The sequence below is a fragment of the Leptolyngbya sp. FACHB-321 genome, from assembly GCF_014695975.1.
Taxonomy (GTDB): Bacteria; Cyanobacteriota; Cyanobacteriia; order Leptolyngbyales; family Leptolyngbyaceae; genus Stenomitos.
Genome location: NZ_JACJPI010000042.1, coordinates 274529 through 286647, shown reverse-complemented (window position 1 = coordinate 286647; position 12119 = coordinate 274529). Strand labels below are relative to the sequence as shown.

The following is a 12119-nucleotide window of genomic DNA, read 5'->3' as shown; positions in this document are numbered from 1 at the left end:
TTGAATTGCTTCCCTTACGTCCCCTGCCTTCTGCCTTCTGCCCTCCGTCTCCTGCCTTCTAAAGCCCCTCCACCCGACTGTACCAGCGCAGCAGCACCCGGGCTAGTTGTTGGGGATCATGGCGGATGAGTCCCGTTTGTTCGTCTTCGTCCATCACATTTGCCAGTACGATCCGACGCCCCATGCGGACAATGACATCACGATCGAGAGGCACAGGATTGGAGTTTTCTTGAGCATAACGAATGTGTGCCCTTGCGGAAGGAATCTTCTTTTGCACCAGTACGGCTCCAAACAAGGATCGACCACACGCCTGATCGATCGCTCGAATATGGTCACCGACGCTGTAGCCCTGGGTTTCGCCTTCCTGAGTCATGATATTGCAGACATAGATGCGAGGCACATCGCGCTGAGCGATCGCGGCAGTAATCTCTGGCACTAACAGGTTGGGAATGATGCTGGTGTACAAACTACCCGGACCAATAATAATGTAATCGGCTTCCTCAATGGCTCTCAGCGCTTTGGGCAACGCGGGTGGATTCGCAGGTATACAGCCGATTTTGACGATCGCGCCATTTGCTTCGGTAATGCTCGATTCGCCCTCAATGTAGCGACCATCTGCTAACTCTGCCCACAGCCGCACATCGCTTAAGGTAGCAGGCAGTACTTGTCCACGCACTGCCAACACACGAGAACTCGCGGCGATCGCCTGTTCTAGATCACCTGTTACCTCACTCATTGCTGTCAGGAATAGATTGCCGAAGCTATGTCCCATCAGCCCATCACCCGCCTTAAAGCGGTACTGAAAAAGCTCAGTCAGCAGCTTTTCTTCGTCTGCTAGCGCTGCCAGACAGTTACGAATGTCGCCTGGAGGCAGCACGCCAATTTCGCGCCGTAGCCGCCCAGACGAACCACCATCATCCGCCACAGTCACAATCGCCGTGATGTTAGCGCTGTAGCGCTTCAAGCCCCGCAGTAAATTCGATAACCCAGTGCCACCGCCAACCACGACAATGCGCGGACCACGATGCAAGCGTCGGTGCGTTAGTAGGACATCAATCAACTCCTCGTCACCGTCAGGCATCAGCACTTCGGTAATCGACCCAAGTGTGCGTGTCTGCCCCCACCAGACCAGCAAAAAGCCCAACAGCATCGCCAGCGGACCACTAATGTAGCTGGGAATCACATCAGTGATTTCGTCAAGAATTTGCCCTAAAATCTGAGTTGTATAAAAAACTGGCGTTAACTTGAGCCAGACCGCAAACCCCAGGGTTGTTAGCAGTACGCCGCTTGCGCTTAACAGCAACCAGCGCTTCACAAATAAACCAGGAGCCAACCATTTAAACCATTGGTTCACACGGTTGGGCGTACGGTGACGTGATTCGTGCCGCAGCACATGGAGCGCCTGTTTGAGTAAACCAAAGGTCATGGCAGATTACGCATGGGAAAGAAAAAACAGGTCGATGAAGCGAAAGCGGCACTGTGCCTAGCAGCAGAATAGCGTAACTTCATTACCTTCTATGGACTGTTATGGACTCTTCGTTTTGCTTGACGGTTCCATCTGTTTAGCATCGTCTGGGTGAGTGCGATCGCTCTCCATGCCACACGAACCACTCTTCACTCCCTGTAGCTGCCTCTGCAAGCACCAAAGCCGTAGGGTTAACCAACGCGCTAACATAATAGCCAATACTTTATTGATTACTCTCCGGCAACAAGTCTTGTCTGATAAAGTCTTAAAAGCAGTGCTCTGAACAATCTGAATTACCTGGACTGCGCTAAAGTCGAATGTCTTACTTAATCTGGACTGATTCAGCTTTCACCGATACTAATGGGGCATCAGCAATTTACAGCCTTAGATTGCCAAGGATTGTCTGGCGCACATCCTAATGGCTGAACCACTGATTGAGCTAAAACAAGTTTCAAAGGCATTTGGCAAAAATGTCGTGCTGGATGCGGTCGATCTAACGATTTATCGTGGCGAAGCCGTAGCCATTATTGGTCCTTCAGGAACGGGCAAATCGACTATTCTGCGCTTGATTGCTGGTCTGCTCGCGCCAGATGCCGGCGAAATTTATGTGCAGGGGCAGCTACGTAAAGGGTTGATTGAAGATGCACAAGACCCGATCGGCATTGGGATGGTGTTTCAACAGGCGGCGCTTTTCGATTCGCTGACGGTGGATCAAAATGTCGGGTTTTTACTGTACGAGCATTCTCGCCTCTCTCGACGGCGGATTCGAGAGTTGGTCATCAAGCGGCTGGAGATGGTGGGTTTGGCAAACGTCAGCGATCGCTACCCGTCCGAGCTTTCCGGCGGAATGCGAAAACGGGTCAGTTTTGCGCGAGCCATCATGGCAAACCCAGATAACCCCAGAGATTCACCAGAAGTACTGCTATATGACGAACCCACCGCAGGGCTTGATCCAGTTGCTTCTACCGTAATTGAAGATTTGGTGCGGCAGCTTCAGTGTGTAGAAGGGGGCTGTGGCACGTATGTTATGGTGACTCACCAGGAGAGTACCATTCGTCGCACCGCTGATCGGGTTGTCTTTTTGTATCACGGCAGAGTGCAATGGCAGGGCACTGTGCAAGCTGTGAGTACAACCGACAATCCTCTCATTCGTCAGTTTTTTAGTGGCAGTATAGATGGACCGATACAGGTAACCGGGTAATAGAAGGCAAAAGGCAGAAGGTAGAAGGCAAAAGGAAAAGGAGAAAGGGAAAATGATTGGTTGAGCTAGCTTTTGCAGGCTGTAGGCTCGGTCTAAAGTCACTCTTTCTCCAATGTTTCCCTACTTAGTGAGGACTCATCATGCGATCGCGAACCGTTCGGGAAGGCTCTGTTGGCTTATTTATCCTTGCAGGATTAGGGCTCTTTGTTGGCTTAATCTTCTGGATACGGGGTATCAGCGTAGGCAATCGTGGCTATAAGGTAGTCATTGACTTTGCCAATGTTGCTGGGATGGAAGTGGGCACAGTTGTTCGCTATCGTGGCGTAACGGTGGGCAAGATCAGTAAAACGCGACCTGGACCCAATGGGGTCGAAGTTGAAGTGGAGATTTCTCCGGCGGATCTACTCATTCCCAGTGATGTGACGGTCGAGGCAAACCAGTCTGGTTTATTAGGCAGTACGGCTATCGACATTACACCCCGTAGGCAATTGACTGCTGAGGTGGACGCAAAACCGTTGGATGCTCAATGTAATAACGCTCTGATTCTCTGCGACGACACTCGTTTATCGGGTCGAGTAGGAGTCAGCGTCGATGAATTGATTCGCTCCTCGATGATGTTTGCCAACGCTTACAGTAATCCTGCGTTTGTGGCAGATGTGCAAGCTGTCACCAGAAACAGCGCCCGAGCCGCCGCCGAAATTGCCGCCTTGAGCCGCGAGTTTAAGGGAGTTGCGACAGTGGTGAAGCAGCAGGTATCTACACTATCAACTTCGACGCGCAACGTCGATCGCACAGTGACAAAACTGGGTCTCACTGCTGATCAGGTCAATGGGCTGCTGTCAACTAACCGCTCAAATCTAGTCAGCACGTTGGATAACATTAACGTGATTACAACGCAGCTTCGGACAACAGTGACTAATCTAGATCCGATCGTTACCCAGGTTCAGCAGGGGCAGCTATTGCGAAATCTAGAAATCCTGTCTGCTAATTCGGCTCAAGCTTCTGCAAATCTTCGCGATGTGTCTACGGCTCTCAACAGTCCCTCAAATCTGACGGTGCTTCAACAAACGCTCGACTCTGCCAGAGCTACATTCCAAAACGTGCAAAAAATCACGTCTGACATGGATGAATTGACAGGTGATCCAGCATTTCGCCTCAACTTGCGGAATCTGGTTAATAACCTGAGCGGTCTAGTATCATCATCGCAACAGCTTCAGCAACAGGCTCAGTTGGCACAAATCCTGACGCCGATCGCTCAAGCCACTGCTGACAGTAGCAACTCACCCCCCACTAACCTGACCAACAGTCCTAGCCACTCGGTAGAACCAAGTCTTCCTGCTACACAGAAAGCAGCGATTACCAAAGAGTTGTCACGCCAAGAGCCGTTAAGCAAAGAAGCATTGAGCAACTAGCGGTCAGTCCTACCAGACAAACACGCAAGTAACGGAAATCATAAGGGTGAGCGAGCAGCGAGCAGCAGACAGCGCACAAACGCTATGCGTATCCGTCGCAGCACTAAGACAGACACTCATACTTAACTCCAATCATCCCGCTTACTCCCCCGCCCTTTGTACACTTGAGCAGCAGCATGAATTTGACGAGTTTTAGCATTGAGGGCATCGTCAGTCAGGTTCCATTGTTGCAGCACCTTCTCCAGATCTGCCTGAATATCGCGCGCGCCCGGAAAACTACAATAACGAAGCCGCAGGCGAGCGAGTTCTGCCAGGTTATAGTCAGTAGGCGCTTCAGAAAGCAAGGTGTTAACGATCTGGCGATCGCCGCTCCATTGGGGGTGCTGCTGATCTTTTTGCGGTTGAGCCATAAGCGGGTTGCAGGTGATTGGGTAAGCAAGTCTTAACGTGCAAAGCGATCGCCATCTTGAGATAACAGCGTGGTAATCATTCTACTGCGGTAGCAGCATACAGAGCGATCGACAGCAAAAATGCTACCTTCCTATCGCTACATTTTGAACACTACCTGAATGTCTTATCTGATCTACAAATCTCCTACTATCTGCAAATCATTCATGTAGTGCCTTGTTTCAGGTTATTGGTTACTGCAACAGATGGTTTAGGCTGCTGCATCGTCTCACGCATAATCTCAAGAATGCGATCGGTTTTAGAATCCCAATCGAAATAGCTTTCTGTCACCCGTTTTGCACTGCCTCTTCCAAGCTTGTGCCTGAGTTCCGGTGATTCAGCCAACCGCAGCATTGCCTCAGCTAAACCATCAACAAACCCCTGACGTGAACTGGGTTCAACTAAAAGACCACAGGAGTCATTCACAAACAGCCCCGGACCTGCCCAGTTCGTTGCGATAAGCGGCAACCCCATTGCCATGACTTCTAAAATGGCGTTCCCACCACACTCGCGCAGAGATGGAACTACGTAGACCTGGCAGTTACTAATTAACTTAATGCTATCTTCTAGCGTTAAGCGTCCATGAAAGTTAACTTTATCTTGCAACCCAAGTGCTGCTACTTGCGCTTTCGTTGCCTCTAACAGCACTCCATCACCAATCAACTCCAGCACCGCATTGGCTTTGGGCGCAACTTGCTTAAAAGCTTCCACTAAAAACTGTACCCCTTTCCAATCCACGAAACGGGCAAAGAAAACAAAGCGTACGGGTTGGTCAGGCGCAAGATCAGTTTGTGTGACGGGTTGGCAAAGCGATAAATCAACTCCGCTTTCTTCCACTCTATAGACTTTGCCTCGATAGCCTTTTGGCAAGGCTGCTGCCGTCAAATCGTTGCCAACAATCAACGCATTCGCCTGCAGCTTACCTGGTACCAGCAGATGACCAAGCTGAGATAAAGCGCGTCCCACTTGGATTGATAAGCGAGTACTTGGTGAATCCATGTAGCGAAAAGCTGGTGGAAACTCTAAGCCACCACACATTGGTCCGATCACAACCGGCACGCCTAGACCATACATACAACTGAGCCCTTTTGGCGTAATGGGAGTGGGCTCAAAGACCAGATCAATGTCGTGTTCTTTCACTAGTTGCTGTACTACCGCTCTTGCATGGCGTTGCGACAGCAGATTGATCATTTGCCCAAAAATCAAGTCTTCAATGCGATACGGAAAAAAACTACCCAATTTATAGGTCAAACGTTGCGATCGCGTATCTTCAATAAAGTGAAATTTCTGGAAATCGTCATCATTAGGAAAAATGCTCCGAACTTCCTCGCGGCAGCGGGCATGAGTGACAACCCAAACCTGTACACCACGCTCCCGCAAACGGTTGAAATAATATAGTGGCAAGACCGACTCGCCACTCATGCGCTGTGAAACGTTCGGAGCAGTAATAATTACACGCATTGTTTTTATAAACCAATCAACTTAGGGGCGCAAAAGACAGAGCCGTATCTCGGACAGCTAATGCTTGCAAGACTAAAGCAATTACGTGATCGACTTCACTCGTGGTCAGTGCCGCACTAAGCGGTAGCCTCACAATGCGATCACAGATATCGTCCGTAACGCTAAGTTCACCTTGCGCTCGACCATACTTGCGTCCTGCAGGAGCACTATGGAGAGGTACATAGTGAAAGGTTGCTTGAACACCATACTGTTTGAGCGCAGCCAATACCTGTGTTCGTGTTTCGAGGTTATCGACTAGTAGGTAGTAGATATGAGCATTATGTTGGCATTCTAAAGGCACTGTTGGACGACGCACTTTACCCTGTAGCTCTAGTGGAGCGAATGCTCTGTCGTAGCGCTGCCAAAGCCCTAGACGTTGCTGTTTAATCTCATCTGCTTGCCCTAACTGCGCCCATAGGAAAGCTGCCAGTAAATCGCTTGGCAGATAGGATGACCCCACATCAACCCAAGTATATTTATCTACCGCTCCTCTAAAAAACTGGCTCCGGTTTGTGCCTTTTTCCCAAATAATTTCGGCTCGTTCCATAATTGCAGGATCATTGATGGCAAGCGCTCCACCTTCACCAGAGACGATGTTTTTGGTAGCGTGAAAGCTAAAAGCTGCCATCTTCCCTAAACTACCTAAAGGCTGACTTTTATACATAGAGCCAAAGCCCTGAGCTGCATCTTCAATAATAGCGAGACCATATTTTGTCGCTAATGCCTGAATGGCACTCATCTCACAACTGATGCCAGCATAGTGCACAGGCATAATCGCTTTAGTTTTAGACGTGATTGCGGCTTCTATCAGTGTTTCATCTAAGTTAAGAGTGTCTGGACGGATATCAACGAAAACTGGAATACCACCTCGTAAAACAACAGCATTAGCCGTTGAGACAAACGTATAGGATGGCATAATCACTTCATCACCAGGCTGAATATCAGCTAGGATGACTGCCATCTCTAGGGCAGCGGTGCATGAATGCGTCAATAGAACCTTTTGACTGCCCAGTACTTGCTGTAACCAGTGCTGACACTTTTTGGTAAAAGCTCCATCACCAGCAATTTGTCTACTAGCAATCGCTTGAGCAATGTACTCCAACTCATGCTCAGTTGTATAGAGCTTACTAAATGGAATGTTGTTTAAGCCATCTTTGAGAGCAAGGTTATCCATAGGCAAAGGATTGCTTATAGTCTCGCTATCATCAACGTATGCTGCCATATCAATTGTTTTCACTGTAACCTCTACAAGATGAATGGACATTGGTTTGCAATGCTCACACAAACCGTTATTAGGATGAAGCAGTTGCCACTCGTTTACGCTAAAAGTAATAGTTTTCGATGCTAAGGCAGTTAGGAGACTGTGGATAGTGCAATCGAGCACTCATACTATTGATGCCTCAAGAGTAAAAAGCTGCTTTACGGAAATATCAAAGCAGCATTGGCTTTAAGACTGACGACATTTATACAAATGCCTCTTCTGCTTATTTGCTTATCTTCTATAGATTACCCTCTAGGAGAAAGTTACTATACTTACTAGCCACCAACTTCATATTAATTTCGCTAGAGCTTTATCAGCTTCATCAGAGCTTTTTTAGCTTCATCTCTCTTCTGCGGTGGAAGTGGCATATTTAGAAATATAACTTTATGAAGGACCTAATGTAGCTAGGGAAAGTACGTACCTGAGGCGATGCCAAAGGTCACAGTATCTTAGCTTGGTAATGAGGTACGAAAAGCTTAGGCATTAACTAATCTTGTAGAACTATTTTGGCGAGGCAATTGGGTATTCTTTACAGACTATTTTTCAGTTTTTGAGCAACCTGCAAAACATAGTGGTTATACGCAGCTGAAGTAACCTAGGTATCCAGTGATATTACTTAGACTAATAAAAATAAACCTAAATAGGCAGTCTAGTATTGTAGAGTTTCGATTAGGTATAAGTATAGTTAAACCTGATAGTGATACAAAAGTAATGATGCTTTGTAGCGATAGATGAAAGACCCAATGGCACCAATATGATCTCTGCTGATTTTGAGAAAAAAGTTTTGCGGACTGAGCGAGATACTTGTTGCCTCAATGTATTGTTGAAGCGATAAATCTAGCTAGTTTTGCCTGTTTCTTTGCCGACGGTTCGCTATCGTTCGCTGAGTAGAACGACTCCATAGGCGACCCAAAAATCCGTATGAGTTTTGGAAATTGGCAATTTAATTGCAGATGCTTTTCTGTTGCCCTTGCTTTCTGATAGGAATGAATTTCGGTGCACTGGATTCAACAGTAAATATTTTTCATAGGGTTTGGCTGTTTCATCAAAGCTTTGAAAGCTGCCTGCTATCAGAACGCAATTAATCTCTATAGAACAGGCTTATAAGCTCCGGTCCAAAGGTTATAGACATACTCTATTAATCTCAAGATTTGCTATCGAAACAGCTTTCAATATTTACACCAAATCCATCCAGCTAGAATTTCACTTTCCTAGCTAAATAACAGGCTTTGCAGACGCAATAGAACTACAATTGAAAATTTACGTCGCGAGTACGTATGAAGGTAGTATTTTCACCCTCTCCTCATAACAGTGTATACAGACCGGCTTTCATTAAAGAAACGAGACAACCTGACTTATTTCTTTTGTAAATTTCTTCTCTATACACAATAAAGCAAAGTTGTACTTAATATCTCAAAAAGGAAAAATTTTACCGTATTTTTACATACTGTTCATCTAAGCAAGGGCAGAAAGCATACGTTAGTGGAAATAGCGAGAAGCGGCATTGCGATTTTAGAAGTACTCTGTACTGGTTTTTCAACAGTTCTCTATATCATGCATTGGTGCTTGGTAGTGATGCTTTGCCAATAGATGACCAAGGCGTAGCGGTATAAGTACTGAAAAGCCACGTTGACTTAGAATTACTCTTACGTTGACTGATCGCCATCTCAATAGTCTGCGGCTAGCAAGACGTGGACTTGAAGATACCTCCATTGACCCGACGCCGCACCCTGCTTGCCTCTAACGTGGCAGATATGGAAGTGAAAAACCTGGTCGTAGCACTCGTGCGCATACATCACAAAACTTTGTGTGACTCCAAGCTCAGGGAAATATTGAAAGATGCGGTTCAAGTGCTGCTGCCCTAGCTCAAGTTTTGGGATGCTCCTGTCCCGGCTTGCTTCAGCCTGCTATTCAATAACGCTTAAGAAATTTAACCGTCAAGCTCAACGTGTTCGTCTTAGCCCACTTTATTTTTGTTTGAAAATCGAACGGTTGGAGTAGACTGGCTGGTATTCTTGGTGCAGATCGTGACTCTAGAAGCACTAGCGATAACGAAATGGGCTGCGATCGACGCATTATGCTCAAAGGTTGTCTCTGCACAAAGGATGGGGAACCTCAACCTTAATCTGGGTACGTTGAGTAGTACAGCGTGGCTCGCAACGAGGATAAGCTGTACGTGTGTTAAAGGAGTGATGAAGAGCTGATGTCTACTGCGTTTCGATCTGCCCCCCAAACTCGACGACCCCCTTCGACTCGTCGATCGCCTCTTTATCCAATGACAGCAAAGCAAAACCTTGGCAAAAAAAGTGTTGGTAAGCCTAGCCTTCAGCAACGCTCGTTGCATAGCGCCCCTCCAGCCTCTAGATCACCCCTGAGAGCAGTCTCCGCTCCGGAATCGGGAATGTCAGCGGTCAAACGGTTTCCGGCAACAGAGACTATGCCATTGTGGCTGCGCTTGCTGATTCAGGCGCAGCGTAGTTCTGTGGTCGTTGCGTTTGTACTGGTAACAGCAACGCTGTTTGTCTACAGCAGCACCGTTTATACTCAGCAGCTCTGGAGCAAGGAGTATCGCAAGCTCAAGACACTGACGCGGAACGAACGAGAGATGATTGCAACGAACGAAAGTTTGAAGAATCAATTAGCGCTCCAGGCAGGGCAACCAGGTTCAGGTTTAGTACCACAAACCCCTGACAGCACAATTTTTCTGCAGCCCGCTCTGCAACGCTCAGCATCCAGTCCGAGCACTAACCTACCGCAAGCAGAAGCAGTTCCAAAAACGCCTTTGGGATATTAGTTGGTGCTGTTGTGGCGGTTCTCACCTAGCAAACATACACCGAAGTCCTACGCGCTGGCTTCACAGGCTATACCGCCAGTGCCTAAAAAAGTTTACATGGCGATTCTCATTTGGATGCGGTATATCCTATACCTACATCCTGCCTTCACAAGCAACACCTCTACTTGATCAAGCAAGGCTCTATGAGTAATCCTCCCCGTTCTCTGTCACCGCAGCGTGTGCGTCGCTTACCCGTTGGCAGCCGCCCTAAACGGATCGATCGCACAGCGTTAGTAAATCAGCCAACGTTTCGGTTGGTGCTAGTTTGGGGTGCGCTAACGGTAGGATGCGGACTGCTACTGCTGAACCTGGGTCGCCTTCAAATTGCGGAGGCTCCTGCATTGCAAAAGCTGGCACAAGAGCAGCAGATGCTTTATATGCGCCCCTTCGTGCCACGTCGTCAGATCATCGATCGCACCGGGACAGTTTTAGCGTTAGATCGTCCGGTCTATACCTTGTTTGCCCATCCCAAACTCTTTAAGGAATCCAAACAGGCGATCGCTGAGAAACTGGCTCCCCTTTTACAAAAATCGACGACTGACCTGACAAAAAAGCTTGATCAAGGTGAAACAGGCATTCGGGTAGAATATGCCCTTTCTGAAAGTGTGGCGGATCAGGTTGCGAACCTAAAAGCTGATGGATTGGAGCTACTGCAAAGCCAACAGCGGCTCTATCCTCACAAAGACATGGCAGCCGACGTGCTGGGCTATGTCAACGATGAGCATAAAGGGCAAGCAGGGCTAGAGTTGAGCCAACAACGCTTGCTAGAACGCATCGTTAGTCCGGTGCGGCTACGGCGTATGGGTGACGGGTCGCTGATGCCCGACCAAGTGCCCGGTGGGTTTCTAAATGTGGATGATTGGCAACTGCAACTTACATTAGATAGCCGACTACAACGAGTGGCGATTGCAGCGTTACAGCAGCAGGTGACAAAGTTTGATGCTAAACGCGGCACCGTCATCGTGATGGATGTACGCGATGGCTCACTTCTGACGCTGGCATCAACTCCGTCCTATGACCCCAACCAATACTTTAAATATCCCCTGGATCGCTTCAAGAATTGGGCGCTTTCTGACCTGTACGAACCGGGATCAACCTTTAAGCCGATTAATGTGGCGATTGCACTAGAAACTGGCTCTGTCAAACCTGACACCCCCTTTTATGACGAGGGGCAGATTCAGGTCAGCGGTTGGCCCATCCAAAACTTTGATTACTCAAGCTCAGGCGGCAGGGGAAACATTACCCTCTCGGAAATTCTGGAATACTCCAGCAACGTTGGTATGGTTCACGTTGTACAGCAGATTAAACCCAGCGTGTATTACACCTGGCTGAAGCGTCTTGGGATGGGCGAACTTGTTGGCATCGACTTACCATCCGAGACAGCAGGACAATTCAAAGACAAAAAAACCTTTTTAGAATCCCCGATCGAACGAGCAACAACTTCCTTTGGTCAAGGCTTTTCACTGACCCCCATTCACCTGGTTCAAATGCACGCGGTGCTGGCAAATGGCGGCAGGTTGGTCACGCCTCATATCGTTCGGGGACTGTTTGACAGCAAAGGGCAACCCTATTGGCAGCCCAATTTTCCCACGAAGCGTCCTGTTTTCTCCAAAGCAACGTCCCAAACTGTGATGGCGATGATGGAAGCCGTGGTCAGCAAAGGTACAGGTAAAAGTGCTCAGATTCCTGGCTACCGCATTGGTGGTAAGACTGGTACAGCACAAAAAGCTAATCCCAATGGCGGCTACCTCGATCGCGCTAAAATCACCAGCTTTGTAGGGGTTTTTCCCATTGAGTCACCGCGCTATGTTGTCCTTGCGGTGGTCGATGAACCTAAAGGTGGCGATGCGTTTGGCTCGACCGTCGCTGCGCCTATAGTCAAAGCCGTGATGGGAGCAATCATTAGCCTTGAGAAAATTCCTCCCAGCGTTTCAGTCACAAGTGAGGTGGGCAGGTAAGGAGTTAGGGAAGCAGAGAGAGCTAGGGAAGCAGGGGTGTTG

The 12119-nt window shown here is 48.2% G+C and carries 8 protein-coding genes; 4 read left to right on the top strand and 4 right to left on the bottom strand.

All coding sequences use genetic code 11. From position 1 onward, the window contains the following. Positions 1–58: 58 nt before the first annotated feature. Positions 59–1426 carry a gluconeogenesis factor YvcK family protein gene (locus H6F76_RS07030; protein ID WP_190506999.1) on the bottom strand — a complete coding sequence of 456 codons (1368 nt, stop codon included), beginning with the start codon at positions 1424–1426 and terminating at the stop codon, positions 59–61. A gap of 457 nt (positions 1427–1883) precedes the next feature. Between H6F76_RS07030 and H6F76_RS07025 the strand changes: the two genes are divergently transcribed. Both H6F76_RS07025 and H6F76_RS07020 read left to right on the top strand, forming a co-directional pair. Further along, on the top strand, positions 1884–2666 hold the full coding sequence (locus H6F76_RS07025) for an ATP-binding cassette domain-containing protein (RefSeq protein WP_190450358.1): 783 nt from the start codon (positions 1884–1886) through the stop codon (positions 2664–2666). 140 nt (positions 2667–2806) lie between these two features. Further along, a complete protein-coding gene (locus H6F76_RS07020) occupies positions 2807–4078 on the top strand; it encodes an MlaD family protein (RefSeq protein WP_190506997.1) in 1272 nt (423 codons plus the stop codon). Positions 4079–4200: 122 nt separating this feature from the next. Here H6F76_RS07020 and H6F76_RS07015 read toward each other — a convergent pair whose 3' ends face one another. From H6F76_RS07015 to rffA, 3 genes are all read right to left on the bottom strand, one after another. Next, entirely contained in the window at positions 4201–4488 is a 288-nt protein-coding gene (locus H6F76_RS07015; protein ID WP_190506995.1) for a DUF3288 family protein, read from the bottom strand. 202 nt (positions 4489–4690) lie between these two features. Continuing rightward, a complete protein-coding gene (locus tag H6F76_RS07010) occupies positions 4691–5986 on the bottom strand; it encodes a glycosyltransferase family 4 protein (RefSeq protein WP_190506993.1) in 1296 nt (431 codons plus the stop codon). A gap of 16 nt (positions 5987–6002) precedes the next feature. Beyond that, positions 6003–7199 (bottom strand): dTDP-4-amino-4,6-dideoxygalactose transaminase, encoded by a 1197-nt coding sequence (gene rffA, locus H6F76_RS07005; protein ID WP_190507116.1) that lies wholly within the window; start codon positions 7197–7199, stop codon positions 6003–6005. A 2290-nt stretch (positions 7200–9489) separates the two neighbouring features. Between rffA and H6F76_RS07000 the strand changes: the two genes are divergently transcribed. Together H6F76_RS07000 and H6F76_RS06995 are read left to right on the top strand one after the other, a co-directional pair. Further along, entirely contained in the window at positions 9490–10080 is a 591-nt protein-coding gene (locus H6F76_RS07000; protein WP_190506991.1) for a hypothetical protein, read from the top strand. Positions 10081–10262: 182 nt separating this feature from the next. Next, on the top strand, positions 10263–12077 hold the full coding sequence (locus H6F76_RS06995; RefSeq protein ID WP_190506989.1) for a penicillin-binding protein 2: 1815 nt from the start codon (positions 10263–10265) through the stop codon (positions 12075–12077). The last annotated feature ends 42 nt before the right edge of the window (positions 12078–12119 follow it).

Bases quoted from the DNA above. Each gene is read 5' to 3' on its own strand.
- H6F76_RS07030 (WP_190506999.1), bottom strand. From the start codon at position 1,426: ATGACCTTTGGTTTACTCAAACAGGCGCTCCATGTGCTGCGGCACGAA.
- H6F76_RS07025 (WP_190450358.1), top strand. From the start codon at position 1,884: ATGGCTGAACCACTGATTGAGCTAAAACAAGTTTCAAAGGCATTTGGC.
- H6F76_RS07020 (WP_190506997.1), top strand. From the start codon at position 2,807: ATGCGATCGCGAACCGTTCGGGAAGGCTCTGTTGGCTTATTTATCCTT.
- H6F76_RS07015 (WP_190506995.1), bottom strand. From the start codon at position 4,488: ATGGCTCAACCGCAAAAAGATCAGCAGCACCCCCAATGGAGCGGCGAT.
- H6F76_RS07010 (WP_190506993.1), bottom strand. From the start codon at position 5,986: ATGCGTGTAATTATTACTGCTCCGAACGTTTCACAGCGCATGAGTGGC.
- rffA (WP_190507116.1), bottom strand. From the start codon at position 7,199: ATGGATAACCTTGCTCTCAAAGATGGCTTAAACAACATTCCATTTAGT.
- H6F76_RS07000 (WP_190506991.1), top strand. From the start codon at position 9,490: ATGTCTACTGCGTTTCGATCTGCCCCCCAAACTCGACGACCCCCTTCG.
- H6F76_RS06995 (WP_190506989.1), top strand. From the start codon at position 10,263: ATGAGTAATCCTCCCCGTTCTCTGTCACCGCAGCGTGTGCGTCGCTTA.